Source organism: Hymenobacter mellowenesis, from assembly GCF_030581005.1.
Classification (GTDB): Bacteria; Bacteroidota; Bacteroidia; order Cytophagales; family Hymenobacteraceae; genus Hymenobacter; species Hymenobacter mellowenesis.
Genome location: NZ_JAUQSX010000009.1, coordinates 96310 through 116403 on the forward strand (window position 1 = coordinate 96310; position 20094 = coordinate 116403).

Annotated in this window: 19 protein-coding genes; 6 read left to right on the forward strand and 13 right to left on the reverse strand. The window is 65.4% G+C overall.

Annotation, left to right across the window (positions count from 1 at the left end):
- Positions 1-100 precede the first annotated feature (100 nt).
- Positions 101-868, forward strand: coding sequence for a TatD family hydrolase (locus Q5H92_RS17080; RefSeq protein WP_305012762.1), 768 nt, complete (start codon positions 101-103; stop codon positions 866-868).
- 185 nt (positions 869-1053) lie between these two features.
- Here the strand turns inward: Q5H92_RS17080 and Q5H92_RS17085 are convergent, their stop codons facing one another.
- The 5 genes from Q5H92_RS17085 to Q5H92_RS17105 form a co-directional block, all read right to left on the reverse strand.
- A complete protein-coding gene (locus Q5H92_RS17085; RefSeq protein WP_305012763.1) occupies positions 1054-1413 on the reverse strand; it encodes a hypothetical protein in 360 nt (119 codons plus the stop codon).
- A 76-nt stretch (positions 1414-1489) separates the two neighbouring features.
- Positions 1490-2800 carry a PAS domain-containing protein gene (locus Q5H92_RS17090; RefSeq protein WP_305012764.1) on the reverse strand — a complete coding sequence of 437 codons (1311 nt, stop codon included), beginning with the start codon at positions 2798-2800 and terminating at the stop codon, positions 1490-1492.
- A gap of 73 nt (positions 2801-2873) precedes the next feature.
- Positions 2874-3236 carry a hypothetical protein gene (locus Q5H92_RS17095; RefSeq protein ID WP_305012765.1) on the reverse strand — a complete coding sequence of 121 codons (363 nt, stop codon included), beginning with the start codon at positions 3234-3236 and terminating at the stop codon, positions 2874-2876.
- A gap of 53 nt (positions 3237-3289) precedes the next feature.
- Positions 3290-4609 carry a PAS domain-containing protein gene (locus Q5H92_RS17100; protein WP_305012766.1) on the reverse strand — a complete coding sequence of 440 codons (1320 nt, stop codon included), beginning with the start codon at positions 4607-4609 and terminating at the stop codon, positions 3290-3292.
- Between the two features lie 173 nt (positions 4610-4782).
- Positions 4783-5442 (reverse strand): Riean_0653 family protein, encoded by a 660-nt coding sequence (locus Q5H92_RS17105; protein WP_305012767.1) that lies wholly within the window; start codon positions 5440-5442, stop codon positions 4783-4785.
- A 158-nt stretch (positions 5443-5600) separates the two neighbouring features.
- On the opposite strand from Q5H92_RS17105, the gene Q5H92_RS17110 reads away from it, so the two are divergent.
- Positions 5601-7838 (forward strand): TonB-dependent receptor, encoded by a 2238-nt coding sequence (locus Q5H92_RS17110; RefSeq protein WP_305012768.1) that lies wholly within the window; start codon positions 5601-5603, stop codon positions 7836-7838.
- An 85-nt stretch (positions 7839-7923) separates the two neighbouring features.
- Here the strand turns inward: Q5H92_RS17110 and Q5H92_RS17115 are convergent, their stop codons facing one another.
- From Q5H92_RS17115 to Q5H92_RS17130, 4 genes are all read right to left on the reverse strand, one after another.
- On the reverse strand, positions 7924-8913 hold the full coding sequence (locus Q5H92_RS17115; RefSeq protein WP_305012769.1) for an energy transducer TonB: 990 nt from the start codon (positions 8911-8913) through the stop codon (positions 7924-7926).
- 29 nt (positions 8914-8942) lie between these two features.
- A complete protein-coding gene (locus Q5H92_RS17120; protein ID WP_305012770.1) occupies positions 8943-11450 on the reverse strand; it encodes a PAS domain-containing sensor histidine kinase in 2508 nt (835 codons plus the stop codon).
- A gap of 199 nt (positions 11451-11649) precedes the next feature.
- Entirely contained in the window at positions 11650-12360 is a 711-nt protein-coding gene (locus Q5H92_RS17125) for an outer membrane beta-barrel protein (RefSeq protein ID WP_305012771.1), read from the reverse strand.
- 167 nt (positions 12361-12527) lie between these two features.
- Positions 12528-13226 carry an outer membrane beta-barrel protein gene (locus Q5H92_RS17130; RefSeq protein ID WP_305012772.1) on the reverse strand — a complete coding sequence of 233 codons (699 nt, stop codon included), beginning with the start codon at positions 13224-13226 and terminating at the stop codon, positions 12528-12530.
- Between the two features lie 250 nt (positions 13227-13476).
- Between Q5H92_RS17130 and Q5H92_RS17135 the strand changes: the two genes are divergently transcribed.
- The 4 genes from Q5H92_RS17135 (at position 13477) to Q5H92_RS17150 (ending at position 16688) form a co-directional block, all read left to right on the forward strand.
- The gene (locus Q5H92_RS17135; protein WP_305012773.1) at positions 13477-14190 is read left to right on the forward strand and encodes a hypothetical protein; all 714 of its coding nucleotides are present in this window, start codon (positions 13477-13479) and stop codon (positions 14188-14190) included.
- A gap of 154 nt (positions 14191-14344) precedes the next feature.
- Entirely contained in the window at positions 14345-15454 is a 1110-nt protein-coding gene (locus Q5H92_RS17140) for a sensor histidine kinase (RefSeq protein WP_305012774.1), read from the forward strand.
- A 119-nt stretch (positions 15455-15573) separates the two neighbouring features.
- On the forward strand, positions 15574-16374 hold the full coding sequence (locus Q5H92_RS17145; protein ID WP_305012775.1) for a LytR/AlgR family response regulator transcription factor: 801 nt from the start codon (positions 15574-15576) through the stop codon (positions 16372-16374).
- A gap of 116 nt (positions 16375-16490) precedes the next feature.
- Positions 16491-16688, forward strand: a complete 198-nt coding sequence (locus Q5H92_RS17150; RefSeq protein ID WP_305012776.1) for a hypothetical protein — start codon at positions 16491-16493, stop codon at positions 16686-16688.
- 6 nt (positions 16689-16694) lie between these two features.
- On the opposite strand, the gene Q5H92_RS17155 is transcribed toward Q5H92_RS17150, so the two are convergent.
- The 4 genes from Q5H92_RS17155 to Q5H92_RS17170 all read right to left on the reverse strand — a co-directional run bounded on the left by Q5H92_RS17155 (position 16695) and on the right by Q5H92_RS17170 (position 20094).
- Positions 16695-17279, reverse strand: coding sequence for a Uma2 family endonuclease (locus tag Q5H92_RS17155; protein WP_305012777.1), 585 nt, complete (start codon positions 17277-17279; stop codon positions 16695-16697).
- Between the two features lie 36 nt (positions 17280-17315).
- Positions 17316-18062 (reverse strand): LytR/AlgR family response regulator transcription factor, encoded by a 747-nt coding sequence (locus tag Q5H92_RS17160; protein WP_305012778.1) that lies wholly within the window; start codon positions 18060-18062, stop codon positions 17316-17318.
- Positions 18059-19108, reverse strand: a complete 1050-nt coding sequence (locus Q5H92_RS17165; RefSeq protein ID WP_305012779.1) for a sensor histidine kinase — start codon at positions 19106-19108, stop codon at positions 18059-18061. The genes Q5H92_RS17160 and Q5H92_RS17165 overlap by 4 nt, the downstream gene beginning before the upstream one ends.
- A 134-nt stretch (positions 19109-19242) precedes the next feature.
- Positions 19243-20094: a hypothetical protein gene (locus Q5H92_RS17170; RefSeq protein WP_305012780.1), complete on the reverse strand. Its 852-nt coding sequence runs from the start codon at positions 20092-20094 to the stop codon at positions 19243-19245.

Consider the following 20094-nt stretch of genomic DNA (forward strand, 5'->3'; position numbering starts at 1 on the left):
TTCCTGTCGATTGGATTAGTTGCGCGGTAGAGATGCTTCGGCTGCGCTCAGCATGACGTTCTTTTGTGCTCTATTTTCAGATTCCTGATAACTCAACGAAATGCACATCACCGACTCGCACGCCCATCTCTACTCCGAACAGTTCAAGCCAGACCGTCTCGACGCCCTGCGCCGGGCCCAGGAAGCCGGCGTGCGCACCATCGTGATGCCCAACGTGGACCACAGCAGCATCGACGCCATGATGGAGCTCGAAGCCCAGGCGCCCGAAACCTGCTTCGCCATGATGGGCCTGCACCCGTGCTCCGTCACGCGCAGCTTCGAGCAGGACCTGTACGAAGTGGAAACCTGGCTAGGGCGCCGGCCTTTCGCGGCTGTGGGCGAGTGCGGCCTCGATTTGTACTGGGATAAAACGCTGCTGGCCGAGCAGCAGGAAGCGCTGAAAATCCAACTCGAAATGGCCAAGAAGCACAAGCTGCCCATCGTGCTGCACACCCGCGAGGCCTTTGCCGAAACCGTGGCCCTGGTGGAAGCGGCGCAGGACGGCACCCTGCGCGGCGTGTTTCACTGCTTCTCGGGCACGCCCGCCGAGGCCGAGCAGGCCATCAAGTTAGGCTTCATGCTGGGCATTGGGGGCGTGGCCACGTTCAAGAATGGCGGGGCCGATAAGGTGCTGCCGGGCATTGGCATGGAACACCTGCTGCTGGAAACCGACTGCCCCTACCTGGCGCCAGTGCCGCACCGCGGCAAGCGCAACGAGCCCGCCTACCTGCCGCTGGTGCTGCGCCGCGTGGCCGAGCTGCTGGGCAAGGACGTGGCCGAAGTAGCAGAAGCCACCACGCGCAACGCGGCGACGCTGTTCAATTTGTAGGAACGCACAGAAGGGAAGCAGGAGCAAATGGCCCGTCATGCAGAGCGCAGCGAAGCATCTTTACCGCGCAACGCAATCAAAAAATGATTAGTGGCGGCGGTAAAGATGCTTCGCTGCGCTCTGCATGACCGTCGTAATTGGCTGGGGGCTGAAGTTCTTGCTGGCAAACCTGAAAAAATGACCGGCTATGCCAGCGCCGCGCCCGTTTCCAGACGAGTCAGCAGGACTTCAATATGGTCGGCGAAGGTGTTGATTTGGTCGAGGCCGGCGCGCGACTCTTCGATGTGGCCGCGGGTGTAGCGCGTCACCAAATCCTGGCCGGTGGTAAGCATTTGCTGGAGCACGCGCTCAATTTCGCGCACTTCGGGCTGGCTGCCCAGGGTGGGCTTCACCGAGGTTTGCAGCCACTGGCCCAGCGGGTTTTCGCGCAGCGAAAAGAGGGCCGGCTCGGCCTCACGCACCCCGTAGAGCACCGAGCGCAGCCGCGACTTAAACAACACCTGCTTGACGCGGGCTTGCTGAAAGTCGAATGAGGTGAGGGCCATGCGGGGAGGGGTAAGCAGAACTGGAAGAGAGAAGCAGGCGGGCTAAGCCATAATTGGGCCACAATGCAGCGCCGGCCTAGTGGCCGATGCTGCCGCTGAGGCGCTCGAGGGCCTGCCGGGCCAGTACCAAATCCGTGACTTCGTAGGCAAATACCAGGATGCCAGCGGGCTGGTCGTTCTCGCGGAACTGCTGGTAGATGAAGTTGAAGTAGGTGTCTTTGAGGGCCTTGCTGGCGTCGCGCTCGAGCTGCATCAGCATCTCGTTGCCGCGGAAGGTTTCGCCGGTTTGGTATACGTTGTCGAGGATGTCGATGATGCCCTGGTCTTTTACTTCGGGCAGCACTTCGGCCACGGTGTGGCCCAGCAGCTCGCGGTGCGGAAACAGCAGTTGGTAGTTGGGGTTCACGAACTCGTAGCGGTGCTCGGGACCGCGCAGGATGCAAATCATGGCCGGCGCCTGCATGAACAGCTGGTAGTAGGTTTCGCGCTGGCCTTCGGCTTTTTGGTAGAGCTGGTAGGCCTGCTCGGCCAGCACGGCCTGGGTTTCGTTGGCCTCCAGCAGCTCCTGCACCATCTGGCGCTGCTCGTGGATGTCGGTGGCCCCGCCCACCCACAGGTTGATGGCGCCTTGGGCGTCGCGCCGGGGCGTGGCCCGCACCAATATCCAGCGGTACTGGCCGTCGTGGCGGCGCAGGCGGTATTCTACCTGGTACAGCTCACCGGTTTCCACGGATTTTCTCCAGGTGGCCATCACCCGCTCCCGGTCGTCGGGGTGGATGCTGGTGCTCCACTGCTCGCCCGTTTGCTCCTCGGCGGTGCGGCCGGTGAAGGCCAGCCAGCGCGAGTTGAAGAAGTCACGGTTGCCATCGGCCGTGGCGGTCCAGATAAGGACGGGCAGGTTTTCGAGCACGAAGCGGGTACGGTCCTGCGACTCGGCCAGGGCGGCCTGGGCGCGCTCGGCGGCCTGAGCGGCGCGGTATTGCTCCGTGATGTTCTGGGTGCGCTGCAGGATGTATTCGAGGTGACCCTGCTCGTCGAGCAGGGGGTAGTGCGTGGCCTGCCAGTACAATTCCTCGAAGCCGCCGCCCTGCTCAGCGGGCCGGGCCAGGTCGTAGCGGATGACGGGCATGGCGTGGGGTTGCAGGTGCTGGCGCACGTGCTCGTGCGAGGCGGCAATGATGTCGCCCTGGTTCTGGTCGACGGACGGGTAGGCGTCGAACATGGACCGGCCCACGGCTTCCTCGCGCGATTTCAGCGACACGGCCACGTGGCCGTCGGTATTGTCGACGATGGTGGCATCGGGCTTCATCAGCAGAAAATTGTCCGGTAGGGAGCGGAACAGGCGCTGATAATCAACGGAAGAATCGGAAGCAGTCGAAGCAGGCATAAAGCAGAGTAGCGGTTAGCAAAACCGGGTCGAAGCGTAAAAGTAAGGAGCGCCGTCCGAAGGCGCCGGGCAGTTAAGCAGCGGCGGAGTAGCCGCGCTCCAGGGCCTGGAGTAGGGCCTCCATCTGGTCGGCGTAGGCGTTCACCTGGTCGAGGCCGGCGCGGGCCTCCTCAATCTGGCCGCGCTGGTAGCGGTTGGCCAGGGTTTCGCCGGTGCTCAGCATGTGCTGGAGCACCACCTCCAGCTCGCGCACTTCGGGGCGGGTGCCCAGCTCGGGGCGGAGCGAGGTGCGCACCCACTGGCCCACAGGGTTGTCGGCCACCGAAAAAAGACTTGGCTCGGCCTCGCGCACCCCGTAGAGCACCGAGCGCAGCCGCGACTTAAACAACACCAGCTTTACGCGGGCCTGCTGAAAGTCGAAGGAAGTAAGAGCCATTAGAAGAGAGAAAAATTCGAAGTAGAAACCAGCAAAAGGGAAAAATAGGTCGGCTACGCCAGCGGCAGCCCGCCGGAGTCGGGACCCTGTTCGCGCAGCCGTTCCAAGGCCTGGCGGGCGCGCACGAAGTCGGTGACTTCGTAGGCAAACACCATGATGCCGGCCGGCTGGCCCTGCTCCTGAAACTGCTGGTAAGTAAAGTTAAAGTACGAAGTGGTAAGCTGCTGGCTGGCGTCGCGTTCCAGCTGCAGGGGCAGCTCGTGGGCGTGGAAAGTTTCGCCGGTCTGGTACACCTTGTCGAGCAGCTCGATGATGCCCTGGTCTTTTACTTCGGGCAAGGCCTCGGCCACGGTGCGGCCCAGCAGCTCGCGGTGCGGAAACACCTGCTGGTAGAGCGGGTTCACGAATTCGTAGGTGTGCTCGGGGCCGCGCAGGATGCAAATCATGGCCGGCGCCTGCATGAACAGGTTCTGGTAGGTGGCGCGCTGGGTTTCGGCCCGCTGGTAGGTTTGGTAGGCCTGCTCGGCCAAGGCGGCCTGGGTTTCGTTGGCGCCCAGCAGTTCCTGCACCATCTGGCGCTGCTCGTGGATGTCGTTGGCGGCGCCCACCCACATGGTGATGCGGCCGCTGGCGTCGCGCCGGGGCGAGCTGCGGATGAGCAGCCAGCGGTACTGGCCGTCGTGGCGGCGCAGGCGGTACTCGTATTGAAAGAGCGTGCCGTCGGCCAGGGCTTTTTGCCAGCCTGCCACCAGGCCGGGGCGGTCGTCGGGGTGGGTGAGGGAGTTCCAGTCGACGGCCAGCATCTCGGCCTGGGTCTTGCCCGTGAATTCCAGCCAGCGGGGGTTGAAGTAGTCGGGGGTGCCGTCGGGGCGGTTGGTCCACACCAGCACGGGCAGGCTTTCGAGAATGAACTGGGTGCGGTTGCGTGATTCGTCGAGGGCCTGCCGGGCCTCGGCGGCCTGGGTGGTGGCCCGGTGCTGGTCGGTCACGTCCTGCGGAATCTGCAGGATGAACTGCAACTGGCCGTTGGCATCAAGAATGGGGTAGTGGGTGAGCTGCCAGTACCGTTCCTCGGTGCCGCCGCCCAGTTCGGCAGGGCGCTCCAAGTCGTAGCGCAGCAGGGGCATGGTGTCGGGGCGCAGGGTGCGGCGCACCTGCTCGTGCGAGGCGGCCAGGTCGCGCTGGCTCTCGGGAGCCGACGGAAAAGCTTCGAAGAGGTTGCGGCCCACGGCCTGCTCGCGCGGCAGCATCGACACAGTCACGTGCTCGTCGGAGTTGTCGAGCACGGTGCCATCGGGCGCCAGCAGCAGGTAGGAGCCGGGCAAATGGCGGAATAGCGACTGGTAATCGATGGGCGCAGAAGAATCAGTCATGAAGCAGGTATCGGGGTGCCGTAAACTACGCAGCGGGCGAATGAGGTGAGTGTGAAGCGAACAAATACGGGCAACGCAGCAACAAAGCCAGAGTTACCCGGACAGTAGTACGGAGGAAAGGCACGGTGCGGCCAACGGGCAGGTGCCGGCATGGGCATAAACTGGGCCAGTGGCTAATATTTCACGTCGAACCGGCCGTCGGTGACGGCCAGCGAATCGTGGCCGCTGAGGCTGCCGCCGTAGAGCATTCCGGCAAATGTGCCGCTCACGGTGCGTCGCTGCCGGTCGAGCTTGCGGATGAGCAGGCGCACTGGGCGGCGGGCGCTGCTGTGGTAGCCCACGTACGGAATCAGGTCGAGGGCTTCCATGTACTCGCGGTAGTGGCCGGGGCGGGTTCGCACGGTGTCTTCTCCCAGCAGGCGCAGGCCGCCCAGGGTATCGGAAAGCAGAAACGTGAGGGCGATTTCACGGTCGTAAAACACCTCGCTGTTGCGCACGCCGCTCATCGTCCCGCGTACTTCGAGCAGCGGCGGCACCGAGGAGCCCCCATATACTTGCAGCACGTTGGGCCGCCAGCCACTCCCGAGGGGGCTAGGTGAGTTTTGGCTGCCCAGCACGGTCCACTTCTGCGCGCCCAGCACGCAGCCCAGCGTATTGGCCCCGGTTTCGGTGTAGGCCGGCAGTTGGGCGCGAGCAAATTCTTCGTTGTTGTCGTAGTCGTTGCACGACTTGGTGCAGGCGCTCAGCGGGAGCAGGCTGAGGTAGGTGAGCAAGGTTCGAAAGCGCATGGCGAGGTAGGGCAGGGAAGGGTCGGTAGCGAAGAGGCCGGACATGGGCATTTGGTTGCGTGCCTGCTTATAAATATAGTGGCCCACCCGTTCCGTCGGCCTCATCGACGGTTCATCCGCCGCATCCGACGCTTCGGCAACAGGCATTTTCGCCCCGCCGCCCGGCCCGGCACCTTTGAGCCATCAACTAGCCGCTGGCTCCCATGAAAACTTCGCTCCTCCCGTTGCTCTTGCTGCTGAGCACCGCCTCCGCCGCCGTGCAGGCCCAAACCGCACCCGCCGAAACCCACCAACCCACCAATCCGGCAACCCACCTCACTGGCGTGGTCCGCGACGCCGACGGCCAGCCCCTGCCCGGTGTGAACGTATTTCTGAAAACGACCTTCGACGGGGCCAGCACCGACTCGCTGGGCCGCTTCGCCTTCGGCACCGACCGCGCCGCCGGGCCTGCCGTGCTGGTGGCCACCTTCATCGGCTACGAGCCGCTGGAACTGCCCGTGACGCTGGGCGCCGGCCCCTTGAGCCTGCCCAGCCTGCGGCTGAAAGCCAGCCGCGCCGCCCTCGGCGACGTGGTGGTGACGGCCGGCGCCTTCGAAGCCAGCGACGAGAAGCGCAGCGCCGTGCTCAAGCCCCTGGACATCGTGACGACGGCCGGCGCGCTCGGCGACATTGCCGGGGCCCTGAACGCGCTGCCCGGCACCACGCGGGTGGGCGAAACCGGCCAGCTCTTCGTGCGCGGCGGGGCCGCTTCGGAAACCAAAACTTACCTCGACGGCCTGCCCGTGCAAACGCCCTACGGCAGCGCCGTGCCCAACGTGGCCTCGCGGGGCCGGTTTTCGCCCTTCCTCTTCAAAGGCACCGTGTTCACCACCGGCGGCTACTCGGCCGAGTACGGGCAGGCCCTGAGCGCCGTGGTGGCCCTGAATTCGACCGACCTGGCCCCCGAAACCATGACCAGCGTGTCGGTGATGAGCGTGGGCGGCAGCCTGGCCCGCACCCGGCGTTGGGACCGCACCAGCCTGGCCGTGAGCGCCGACTACACCAACCTGGCCCCGTACTTCAACCTCGTGCCCCAAACCTTTGGCTGGGAAAAGGCCCCGCAGAGCCTGGGCGGCACCCTTAAAGTGGCCCACCAAGTAGGGGAGGCCGGCATGCTGAAAGTGTACGGCACCTACGCTAGCCAACGCCTGGCCCTGCGCCAGCCCGACGCCAACCCCGGCTTCGAAGCCGGCCATCCCGTGGACCTGGCCAACGACAACTTCTACCTCAACACCAGCTACCGCGCCCCGCTGCGCCGCGGCTGGAGCCTGAACACCGGACTGGCCCTCACGCAGGACGACAACCGCATCCGGCCCGACGTGCAGACCGTGCGCGACCTCGACCGCTCCGCCGTGGCCCGGCTGGTGCTCACCAACGACTCGGCCAGCACCTGGTTCAACCTGAAAGTGGGCTTCGAGGGCTACGCCCAGCGCTACCGCCAGCAGTACCAGGCCTCGGCCGAAGCGCCCACCCGCGAACTGGCCGTGAACGAGCAGCGCGGCGCCGCCTTCGCCGAAAGCGACTTGGTGCTGAGCCGCCACCTGGCCGCCCGCGCCGGCCTGCGCACCGAGTATTCGGCGCTGCTGGGGCGTTTCAATGCCGCGCCGCGCCTGGGGCTGGCCTACAAAACCGGCGCCAATAGCCAGCTCTCCGCCGCGTGGGGCTACTTCTACCAAACGCCCACCACCGACCTGCTCCGCATCAGCCACGCCCTGCAGTTTGAGCGGGCCGAGCATTATATGCTCACCTACCAGCGACAGGTGCAGGACCGCACCCTGCGCGCCGAAATCTACCAGAAGAACTACGCCCAGCTCACCACCTTCAGCGCCGCCCAGCCTTTCAACCCCGCCACCTACCAAAACGCCGGCAGCGGCTACGCCCGGGGCCTGGACGTGATATTTCGGGACCGCACCACCTTCAAAAAGGCCGATTACTGGGTGAGCTACGGCTTTGTGGACACGCGCCGCCAGTTCCGCACCGACCCGGTGGTGGCCGTGCCCACCTTCGTGGCCCGGCACAACCTGAGCGTGGTGGGCAAGTACTGGATTCAGCAGCTGCACACCCAGCTGGGCTTCACCTACGCCTACGGCTCGCCCCGCGCTTACAACGACCCCAACTTACCCGGCTACAACCAGAGCCGCCTGCCCGCCTACCAGGATTTGAGTTTGAACGCGAGCTACCTCACGCACTGGTTCGGACAGTTCACCATCGTCTACGTGTCGGCCTCCAACGTGCTGGGCCGCCAGAATGTGTACGGCTATACCTTCGCCGCCCAGCCCGACGCCAGCGGCCAGCTCCGCAGTGCCGCCGTGACGCCCGGCGCCCCGCGCATGCTGTTCGTGGGCGTGTTCATCTCCATTAATAAGAAGACGAAGGTGGATTTGAACGAGCGGCCGGACTGAGTCCTTCCGTTGACGCGAGCCCCTCACCCCTGGCCCCTCTCCGAAAAGGGACCAGGGGTGAGGGGCTACACGCGTGCCGACCTGCTTACTTCCGCAACGCTGCTTTATGCCGCTGGTGCCGGGCCAGCGCCCGGCGCACCGCGGCGGCTGTGGGCAGCTCCTTGAGGTAGCGCGGCGCGGTACCGTGCCGGTAGCGGGGCCGCCCGTCGGGGCCGGGAGAAATGTATTGCCAGACATCGGTATAATAGTGGGTGGCATGGCCGCCTGCGCCGCTTTCCTTGTCGCGCTCGTACACGTAGTTGTTCAACAGCGCCAGCAGCTCCGGGCGGCCATCGGCGGTGGCATCGACAAAGAAGACGGCCGCCAGGTAGTTGGGCAGGCTGCCGCGGTTGTTCAGCGGCAGCACCTGCACGGCGTAGGTGGCGGGCCGGTAGGGGTCGAGCACGAACACGTCGGTGCCGTCTCCATCCTCGCTCCGGCGGCTGAAAAACAGCTGCCGGCCGTAGGGGCTGGGCCGCCAGGCATGGGCCAGCAGGTGGCCGTCGTGCCCGGCGTAAGCAACCGGCAGCACGCGCCGCACGAAGGCCGAATCGGGCTCGCCCGGCCGGCGGGTGGCCATGCGGTGCCAGCGGGTGATGGCCTCGCGGCGCTGGGCGGCCGTGCCTACCCCGGGCGCCCGAATGGCGAGCCGGTAGGCCACACGAACATAGCGGCCGTTGCGCAGCTCGGGGGCGAGGTGTTGCTGGCGCAGGGCCGACAGCACGGCCTCGTTTGCGGCCGGCCCCAGCCCGCGCACCACGCGGGCTTCGGTTATGTAACCCGACCTATCGGGCACAAACTGCACCACCAAGTGGCTGGTGTCGGCGGGCACGGGTGTGCCCCAGGGCAGCAAAATGGCCACCTGCACGGCCGCCAGCAGGCTGGCCTGTTCGGCCGCGTCCAGCCGTCCCAGCGGTGGCTCGGCTAATAGGTGGCGGGGCTGGCCTGCCGGCGTTGGCGGGGCTTGGCCGCCCGATTGCCCGGCGCCACCTAGGAGCAGCGCCCACCCCCAAAAAGCGAATTCAGTCAGTGACATGTAACTTGTTGAAGAGCAGACTGCCGCCCCTACGCCGGCAGCACCACCCGGAAGGTGCTGCCCACGTCCGGTACACTTTGCACCTCAATGGTGCCACCGGCGTTTTCAATCAGGCGCTTCACCATGAACAGGCCCACGCCCGAGCCCTCGACGTGGGTGTGCAGGCGGCGAAACATGCCAAACAACTGGCCCTGCTGGACTTCGCTCAGGCCCAGGCCGTTGTCCTGTACTTCGAGCACGAGCTGGCCGGGGGTGCAGCGGGCGCGCAGCGCCACCTGGGCGGGCCGGTCGGGGGCGCGGTACTTGAGGGCGTTCGAGAGCAGGTTGTACACCACCGAGCGCAGGGTTTTGGGAGCCACGCGCACGGTGTGGCAGTCGGCTACGTCCACGGTGAGGGTGGCCGCGGCGGCCTCGATGAGCGGGTTCAGGTCGAGCTGCACGCCACCGATGAGGTCGGGCAGGTCCACGGTTTCGGTGGCTTCGGCGCGCTGCAGCTGCGAAATGTTGGTGAGGTGGCCAATGGTTTGCTGGAAGCGCGTCACCGAGCCCTGCATCATATCGAGCAGGCGGGGCACCAGGCCGCCGTGCAGCACGGCGGGGGGCAAGTCGTAGCGCAGAGCCAGCAGCAAGCCCTCAATGTTGGCAATGGGGGCTTTGAGGTCGTGCGAGGCCGTGTACACGAAGGTGTCGAGGTCGGCGTTGGTGCGGGTGAGGCGGGTGTTGGTGTCCTGCAGCTCCTCGTTGGTGGCCTTCACCCCCGCGTTGATGGCGGCCAGCTCCTCGTTCAGGTCCTGCACCTGCTGGCGGGCGCGCACCTGCTCGGTCACGTCCACGGCCACGCACATGACGCCCGTGATGCGGCCCCGCGCGTCGCGCATCGGCTGGTACACAAAGGTGAAGTAGCCGGTTTCGTGGGGCTGGTGGCGCCGGAGGCGGGCGGGCTGCTCCAGCGCCCGGTAGGGCCGGCCCGTGCGCCACACCTCGGCCAAAAACTCGGGGAAGCCCTGGCTGGCCAGCTCGGGCATCACCTCAAAATAGGGCCGGTCCAGCAGCTCGGCCAGCGACGGGCCCAGCAGCTCGCTCATGGCGGAGTTCACCACATCGACAATGTAGGTGGGCCCGCGCAGCACAAAAATGGCCACCGGGGCCTGCTCAAAAATGCGTTGCAGCTCGGCCTGCCGGGCTTCGCGCTCCTGGCGGGCCAGCACCTTGTCGGTCACGTCGTGGGCAAACACGAGGATGCCCTGCGCCTGGGCCTTGCCGTCGGCCAGGGGCTGGTACATGAAATCCAGGTAGCGGCGCTCGGGCTGGCGGGTGGCAGGGTGGAGCAGGTCGAGCGGGGTTTCGAGGCCGATGTGGGGCTGGCCGGTGGCATACACGCCGTCGAGCAGGTCGGTGAAGCCCTGCGCCACCACTTCCGGCAGCACCTCGGCCACCGGCTGGCCCAGCTGGGCACGGCCGTCCACAAGCGCCTGGTACCGCTCGTTGATGAACGAAAACCGGTGCCGGGGGCCGTGGAGCGTGGCAATGGCGGCCGGCACCTGGCCCAGAATCTGGCCCAGCAGGGCCTGCTGCATCCGGGCCTGCTCGCGCTGCTCTTCGGCCTCGTGCTGGGCGGCCCGGGCCTCGGCCGAGCGGGCCGTCACGCGCAGCTCCAGCTCCTCGTTCAGGCGTTGCATCTGCTGGCGGGCCCGCACCTGCTCGGTGACTTCGGTGGCCACCACCATGGCGCCGTAGATGCTGCCGTCGGCCTCGTACATGGGCACGTACACGAAGTCCCAGTACACGGTTTCGCGCTGGCCGTTGCGGTCGTGCTGGGCCTCCATGGCGTGGGCCACGTGGGGCACGCCGGTGGCCATCACACCATCCAGCAGCTCTTCGTAGCCCATGCCGGCCACCTCGGGCAGCGCCTCGAACAGGCCCTTGCCCATGAGCTGCGCCCGGGTGCGGCCCCAAAGCCGGGCCACGGTAGAGTTGGCCAGCTCGATGACGTAATCGGGGCCGCGGTACACGGCAATGGCCAGCGGGGCCTGCTCAAACACCCGCTCCAGCTCGCCGCGCTGGCGCTCGGCCTCGGCGCGGGCGTCCCGCTCGCGGGCCTGGCTTTCGCGCAGGATGTCCTCCATGGCCGTGCGGGGTCCTTCGGCCGCGTCGAGAAAACTCACCACCAGCTGCGCGCCGTGCCGCCGGGCGGCCACCTGAAAAAAGTTGTCGAGGCCGTCGGCCTGGTAGTGCAAGGTCAGCTGGCCGGGCTCCTTGGTTTCGAACGCCTGCCGATACATGCCAAATACGCCGTTGGCAAACGTGTCGGGAAAGCGCGTCCGTAGGGAGCCGCCGGGCTGCTCGGACAAGCCCATCAGGCGCTGGGCGGCGGGGCTGAGGTAGTCCAGCCCGAAGTCGACAATTTCGCCGCCATCGGCCGCGTAGATGGGGTGCAGCAGGGTGATGGCCGAAAGCGAAACATCGAGCACGGTGCGCAGCAGGCCGTCGGAAGCCGGCAAGCCAGCCGGGGGGGCAGCAGAGAAAGAGTCAGGCATTCAGAAGGAAAGCAGGCCGGGAAACCGAAGATATGCGCCGGGCAGCTGCTCGGCGGCGTGCCCCGGCTGGTCAGTATTCGGAGGAATCGGACACAAAGTTGCCGGCCCAAACCGGCGGGTTCCCTCCCGGCCCCGCTGCTTTTCCTGAAAGCCGCTAAAGCGGCTGCCGGGGCCGGCGGTGCCAGCCCCGGCGGCGTGCCTACCGGGCCCCGAACCGGTAGCGCAGGCCCAGCGCGTTGCTGGTGCTGAGGCCCTTGTAGAGGTAGGATTGGTCGGACCAGACGCCACCGTTCAGCAGCAGGTCGTAGGTCAACTCGAAGCGCGGGGCAATGCGGTAGCGCACCCCGGCGCCCACGCTGAGCACCAGGTTATTGAAGGAGCTGCGGTAGTCGTAAGGTGCAGTGGTGAAGGTGTTTTGCAGGCTGTCGGAGCGAATGCCTTTGCTGCGGCTGCTGCTGTGCTCCAGGCTTAGCCCGCCCAGCGCGTCGAACTGCAGGCGATGGGCCAGGTTGCGCGTGAGGGTGTAACGGGCCAGGGCCGAAACCGATGCCCGGCGGTTGGTGTAAGTGCCGCTGGCTTCGGCGTAGGACGCCGGGTTATTGGGGCTGTAGTACACGTAGTAGGCCGAAGCGTAGTTCTGCGAAATGCCGCTGTAGGCCACGCCCACCTGCACGGCCAGCCGGGGGCGTAGCTGGTAGCCGGCCGTGAGCTGCAAAGGCACGCGCACGTTTTCAGCCGAAGTCCCGATATACTCTCGGCCGAGCCGCTGGTAGTAGCTGCTGTAGGCGCCCAGGCCCACGTAGAAACGGGGCGTCGGGGCAGGGTCGGGGGCAGAAGGGGCGGTTTGGGCGGGGCTGAGCAGGGGGGCGGCCACGAGCAGGGCGCCAAGGGCAAGGCGGGGGTAACGCATGAGGATAGGAAGTGGTGAAGTGAAGGATTTGCATCGATGATGCCTTCGCCCCGGAATGCGTTGCACGGACCACCGAGATTCCCGTCGCCGGCCCTGCCCACCGCCTTCAAAAACCCAGCTGGAAATGCCGCCAGGAGGGGTCCAGACACTTTTTTTAGCCCACTGCGCTAGGGCTGGCCGAGGCGGTAGCGCACCCCCAGCGCCGAACTGCCGGTGAAGTTGCCGTAGTAGGCCGGAAAGGTCACGTTGCGATTGGTGGCGACGTCGAAATTGAGTGTGAGACGGGGAGTCAGGTGGTAGCGCAGGCCCAGGCCGGCCGTCAGGAGCAGGTAGTTGCTGGCGACGCGGTTGGAAAAGGGGATGGTCTGGTCGGGGCCCGCCGCGAGGTTGGTCTGGTACCCGTGGGAGGAATGGCTGCTGCGCACCAGCGTGGCCCCGCCCAACACATCAACCTGAAAGCGCTGCGTGGGCTGGCGCTTGAGGGCATAGCGGGCCAGGGCCGTCACCGTGGCCGTGCGGTTCGTGGCCGCACTATGGTACTGGTAATGAGTGAGCATGCCAGTCACGGAGTGCGTGTAGTATTCGTCAATGTCATAGTCCGAGGTGAAGCCCCGGTAGGCCACGCCCAGCTCCAGGGCCAGGCGCGGGCGCAGCTGGTAGCCGGCCGTGAGCTGCACCGGCACCCGGAAGCCGGTGTAGTTCGGCTGCCACACCCACACGTTCTGGTAGTTGCTATGAAAGGCGGCCAGGCCTACGTAAAAGCGGCCGGCCGGTGCGGGGGCGGCCGTTGGTTCCTGGGCGAAACTCCGCAAGGGCAGGGCCAGCAGCAGGGCGCCAACGGTAAGGTGGGGGTAGGGCAGCAGCATACGGAAAGGAGGTAAGGGATGGAAAGATGATTTAAATATCGGAGCAAAGCGCCGGATGGCCTAGCCTAACTGGATTGGGCCGCAGAATATTGCCGGGCCCGGCCAAACGGGCCATCGCCCCAGCCGACGGTTCATCCGCCTCATCCGACGCTTCGGCAACGGGGAGTTGAAGGCCGGCCCAAGGCGCGGCCACCTTTGAATCATCAACCACGGCAACCCCGCCGCGCCACTTCAACCCCCGTCCAATTCCATGAAAACCGCCCTGCTCACCCTCGCCCTGGCCGCCGCTTCGTTTGCCGCCGCCGCTCAGTCGCAGCCCGCTGCCGCCGCGCCCGTCGCTGCCGCCGCGCCGGCCGATGCCTACACCGCCATGATGACGGCCACCATCAACGACCTGATGAGCACCGGCGACCCCGCCGCCCTGCAGGCCGTGGCCGCCAAGCTGGAACGCGCCGCCAGTGCCCGCCCCGCCGACTGGCTGCCCCGCTACTACCAGTCCTACGCTCTGCTCATCAACGTGTTCCAGAGCAAGGAAGACGGCGACGCCAAGGACCGCACCCTCGACCAGGCCGAGGCCGCCCTGGCCCAGGCCCGCAAGCTGCACGGCGACGAATCGGAGCTGCTCACGCTGCAGGCCTACATCTACCAGGCCCGCCTGGGCATCGCGCCCATGCTGCGCTCCATGAAATACTCGGGCATGGTGAACGAGGCCGTGGCCCAGGCCAAAAAGCTGAACCCCGCCAACCCCCGCGCCTACCTGGTGGGCGCCAACAACGTGAACTTCACGCCCAAAATGTTCGGCGGCGGCCCCGACGTGGCCAAGCCTCTTTACGAAGAAGCCCAGGTGCGCTACGCCGCCTTCACGCCTGCCAGCCCGCTGCTGCCTAACTGGGGCCAGCGCCAGTTGCAAGGCCGTTTGAAACAGTACGCGGCGGCCACGTCGGCCGCTACGGCGGCCAAGTAGAGCCGTAGCGCGGACTTTGTAGTCCGCGCCCCCCGCGCATTTCACAATCGGGCAAACGGCGTGGGGACGCGGACTACAAAGTCCGCGCTACGGCTAGCGCGCCCCACGGCATGACGTTCTGCCATTAATTACCGCCTTATTCGCCTTTACTTTGATGCAAACTTCCCTGCCTGCTGCCGTGGCCGTTCCCGAGTCTCCTTTGCCTTCGATGGCTCCCGTGTTTCGCGCGCCCAACACGCTGCGTTCGCTGGGCCGGGCCATGCGGATTATTCTGCTCATGGCCGTGGTCATCAGCCTGCTGGTGAACCCACAGGCGCTGCACAGCGTCCAGGCGTTTGCCATCACCTATGCCTACACCGTGATGTACAGCACGGGCCTGTGGCTCACCAACGGCTACGTGGTGGAGTGGCTGAACCGCCGCTACGCCTGGACCACGCAGCCCCTGCGCCGCCTGCTGCTCACGCTGGCCGTGTCGCTGGGCGGCTCGGTGCTGGTGATTGTGCTCATGAACGCCGTGCTGCTGCTGCTGCTGAACAAGCCGCTGGCCCAGCTGTGGTCGGCCGATGTGTACTGGCAGATTCTGGTGCCGCTGATTATCACCGTCATCATCTCGCTCTTCAACCACAGCCGGGCCTTTTTTCTGCAGTGGCGCGAGGCCGCCGTGCGCGCCGAGCGCCTCGAAAAGGAAACCGCCGTGGCCCGTCTCGACTCCCTGCGCCGGCAGGTGGACCCGCATTTTCTGTTCAATTCGCTGAACGCCCTGACCAGCCTGGTGGAGGAAAACGACCCGCCGCGCGCCGTGCGCTTCATCCGCCAGCTCTCGCAGGTGTATCGCTACGTGCTCGACAGCGAAAGCCAGGAGCTGGTGCCGCTGGCCGACGAAGTGCGCTTCGCCGAAAACTACCTGGCCCTGCAGAAAACCCGCCTCGGCGACGCCCTGGCCGTGGACATGCAGCTGCCCCCCGCCGCGCTGCACGCCTTTTTCGTGCCTCCATTGGCCCTGCAACTGCTGCTCGAAAACGTCATCAAGCACAACACCGCCTTCCAGGCCGACCCGCTGCGCGTGGCCGTGACGCTGGACGCCGCTGCCCACACCCTCACCGTGCGCAACACCCGCCGCCCGCGCCGCCTCGCGCCGGGCGAGTCGTCGGGCCAGGGCCTGAAAAACCTGTCCGCCCGCTACGCTTTCCTCACCGATAAGCCGGTGGCAATAGGGGAGGAAGCGGGCGAGTTCGTGGTGACGCTGCCGCTTTTAGTCATTTAACAATTAACATTTATCATTTAACACGCAGATGTCTTATTTGCCGGGCCATTGTCCCAAAATCACAACTGCCACTAAAGCGCCCGCAGAACAACTGTTAAATGTTAAATGATAATTGTTAAATGAAATTAAGCGCCCTCATCGTCGAAGACGAACCTCTCGCCGCCCGCCGCCTGGCCGATATGCTGGCCCGCCAGCCCGACCCCGTGCAGGTCATCGGCACGGCCGAAGCCGTGAGCCAGGCCGTGCAGTTGCTCCAGGCGGGCCCCGCGCCCGACGTGCTGTTCCTCGATATTCACCTGGCCGATGGCCTGAGCTTTGAAATCTTCGAGCAGGTCACGGTGCGCTGCCCGGTCATCTTCACCACCGCCTACGACCAGTATGCGCTGCAGGCCTTCAAAGTCAACAGCGTCGATTACCTGCTCAAGCCCATTGACGAGGAGGAATTGCAGGCCGCCCTGCGCAAGCTGCGCGAACGCCTGCCCGCCGCACCCGCGGCCACCCCGGCCCCCGCCTTCGACCCCGCACTACTGGCCCAGCTGGTACAGCAGATGCAGCAGGGCGCGCCGCCCGCTGCCAGCTACAAAACCCAGTTTGTGGTGCGCGTGGGCGAGCACCTGAAAGTGGTACCCCTCGACCAGATTGCCTACTTTTTCAGTCTCGAAAAAGCCACCTTTCTGCAAACCACCGAGGGCCGCAAGTTCGTGGTCGACTACACCATGGACCAACTCGAAACGCTGCTCGACCCGCGCCGCTTCTTCCGCCTCAACCGCGCCTACCTGGCCCAGCAGTCGGCCATCCAGGACATCATCCACTATACCAACTCCCGCCTCCAAACCGTGCTCAAGCCCACCGCCCCCGATGCCCAGGTGCTGGTGAGCCGCGAGAAAGTCAACGTCTTCAAGAGCTGGCTGGACAGGTAGTTTTAACTAATATTGAGGATGTAATTTTGCTGCCTCTTATTTCATGACCACTGAGACATCTTTGAGATAGTAGTTAACATGTAGTTTTAAATCACACAATAATAAAAACAGAAAATATGGCAACCCGGATAATTTTCTCAGATGACAATGACAATGAAATGGAGTGTTATCTTAACAAAGAAGAAAAGGTGTTTATAAGTGTTGGTCCAGCAGGAGATGACGGTATGATGACTGGTTATATCACTCTCGATAAAGGTGATATTTCTCAGCTGATAGATGTGTTATCCGAGCTTAAAAAGGAAATGGAAGGATAAGAAAATCTACCCCATTCGCAACCGGCGCAGCTCCAGCTTGAAGCCGGGTAGTACGGGCCCGGCCACCAGCTCCTGGTCGAAGCCCACCACCGGGCGCACGGGCCGGCTGGGCTCGAAAATATACACTGACTCTGTGTCCGGCGCGATGAGCCAGCCGAGCTTGGCCCCAGCTTCAAGCCAGTGCTCCATTTTACGCATGGTATCGGTGAGGCGGTCGGTAGGGGAGAGCAGTTCTACCACAAAATCGGGGCAGATGCGGGCGAAGCCGCACCGGTCGTCGGGGCTCAGCGCGTTCCAGTTTTCCCAGGCTATCCAGCTAGCATCGGGCGAGAGCATGGCCCCGGTATCGAGGGTGAAGCCGGCGGAGGAGTCGAAGGTCTTGCCCAACTCAGTTTCCACGTTCCAATTGGCCAATTGACGGGTTAACTCGCTGTTAGACGCACCGGTTTCAGAATTGGTAGGGGGCATGATGGTGATTTGGTGTTGCGCATCGCGCTCAATGCGTTGGTCGCGGTTGTCCATGCAAAACTGGTAGAACTCGTCGTCGCTGAGGCGTTCGAGTACAGGGCTTTTTAGCTTAATGGCAGTCATGGCAATGAGGATTAGAGCAACAATATACGCCCAAAGCTACCCTTCCAGCCACGCCTTCACGGCGCCGGCTTTCTCGCGGCTCACCAGCACTTCCTCAGCCGGCGCGGGGTGTAATTCGACCAGCAGCTTGCCTCCAAAATGCGGGTGCAAGCGGCGTACGGTGGGCAGCTGGGCAATAAGCTGGCGGTTGAGCCGGAAGAACTGGGCGGGGTCGAGCAGGCCTTCCAACTGCTCCAGCGTGTAGTCGAGCACGAAGCGCCGGCCGTCGGTAGCCACCAGCGTCACCGTTTCGTGGCGGCTCAGAAACCAGGCTGCATCAGCTACGGGCAGGGGCAGCAGCTGCTCGCCCTGCCGCACCAGAAACCGGGTTTTGTAGGGCCGGCCGGGGCGCGGCAGGGCATCAAGCAACCGCTCGATGGCCGAATCTTTCGGCCACTGGCGCAGCTTGGCCAGGGCGGCCTGTAGCTCGGCCAGCTTCACGGGTTTCAGCAGGTAGGCCACGCTGTTGGCCTGGAAGGCGCGGATGGCATAGGCATCGTAGGCGGTGGTGAAAATAACTGGGCTGGGTACCACGGCCTGCTCCCAGATTTCCAGGCTCAGGCCATCGGCTAGCTGAATGTCGCTGAGAATGAGGTCGGGCGCGGGGTGTTCGGCCAGCCAGGCCAGGGCGTCGGCCACGGTGTCGAGCACGGCCAGCACCTGGGCCTCGGGTGCGGCCTGGGCCACGAGGCGCTGCAGGCGCTCGGCGGCAGGGTACTCGTCTTCGAGAATCAGAATGGTCATGACAGGCGTGGAGTGGGAGCGGGCAGCAGGGGCAGTTCGACCACAAATTTGTCGCTGGTGACGCAGGTTTCTACCGGCTGGGCAGCGCCCAGCAGTTCGTAACGCCGGCGCACGTTGACCAGGCCCGTGCCCGTGCCGGGCGTGAGGCCGGCCGTGCGGGGCCGCAGGGTGTTTTTGACCAGCAGCACTGCCGGATTTTCGGCTGTGACGGCGATGCGCAGGTGCAGCGGCTGGGCGCGCGAGGCCACGTTGTGCTTTAGCGCATTCTCCACCAGCAGCTGCACGCTGAGGGGCGCCACGTGCCGCGCCAGGGCCGCCGGCGCTACCTCGGTTTCCACCACCAGATTGTCCCGAAAACGCGCTTTGTGCAGCCCCAGGTAGGTTTCGACAAATGCCAGCTCTTCGGCCAGGGGCACGGTGGCCTGGCCCTGGGCCAGCAGCACGTAGCGGTACACGTCGGCCAGCTGCTCCACAAACTGCTGGGCGGGCGCATTGTCGGGCTCGATGAGGGCGGCCAGCGTGTTGAGGTTGTTAAACAGGAAATGCGGGTCGAGCTGGCTTTGCAGGGCGTCGAGCTGGGCCTGGGTCTGGGTGCGGGCCAGCTGCTCGGCGCGGTGCAGGTTGTCCTTCCACTGCTCGAAAAAATACATGGCCTCGTAGAGCGTGAGCACCGCCACGGTGGGCACCAGGCTGAAGCGGATTTGCTCGCCCAGCGCGTCCCAGGCCAGCGGAAAGAAGCGGGGCAGCAGCGTGTGCATGGGCAAAAAGAGCACCACCGAAACCAGCGCGGTGAGGAGCAGGGCCAGCCCCGCCAGCAGCCAGAGGCGGCGCGGCGTCTGCTCGGGGCGGGGCAGGCGGCGCCGCAGCCCGGCCCACAGCTGGCGGTTGCTCAGCCAGTAGCCGGTGGTGAAGTACAGCGAAATCAGCCAGTGCCCAAGCAGCAGCAGCTCGCTATACCCGCCCGCCGGCAGGGTGAAGACCGTAATCAGCAGGCTCAGCAACGGGATGCCCCAGCGCAGAAAGCGGCGGTCGTTGAGGGTTGGCATGAGGGTTTTTTAGTTCTGGTGATGCAGCGCGTGGAAGCACAGTAGCGCGAACTTTGTAGTTCGCGTCCCCGCGCCGTTTGCCAATCGTTGGAACGGCGCGGGGACGCGAACTACAAAGTTCGCGCTACTGCCCGCTACTGCCCGCCGGCCCACAGCGGGCGCCCGGCCAGGGCCAGCGCAAACAGCCCGCCCACGGCGGCGGCATACAGCGCGGCACCCGTCCAGGTGAGGGGCACGGCCCCGCGCGGCACCCAGCGGCTGGCGGCCCAGCCCAGCAGCGGCAGCACCTGCAGGGCGTGCATGCCCAGGAAGTGCGCAATGCGCAGGTCGCCGGCGCGGGTGCTCCAGCCCAGGCCGGGCAGGCCGGGGCCGCCGTCGGGCGCGCCCACGGTGTGCTGGTTGTGATGAATCATCATGCCGCCCAGCACGCTGCCGACGAGAAACAACAGCAGCCCCAGGCGCACGCCCCATGCGTAGCTGGCCGGGCCGGGCAGCGGGTGCCGCCACACCAGCCACAGGGCCCAGGCCGTCATCAGCGTATTCACCAGGATGAAAATGCCCATGAGGCCAAACAGCACGCCATTCAGGGCCGAGCTGGCGTTGTAGTGCGAGGTGGTGCCGCGGGCGGCCTGCACGAAAATCACGCCCTGCTCCACCACCATGCTCACGGCCACGCCCCAGCTCAGGAGCTGCACGGCCCGTTGCGCGGCCGGGGGCAGGTCGGCCAGCAGCCAGCCCAGCGTCCAGGCAAAGGCCAGAATGGACAGCGCGAATTTCAGCGGCTTCATCCAGGCGGGCGCGCCGGTTATCAGGCGGTGGTCGATGAGCAGGAGCGCGAGGGCCAGCACGGCCAGGGCCACGTTGACCCAGCCCGTCCAGGCCAGCACGGGGTTGGCGCGGTGCAGCGTGCGCAGGGCCGTGCCCACCGAGGCGAAGACGGACCCGGCTGGGGCCGGGGCGGAGAGGAGGGAGGATGGGAGAAGCAT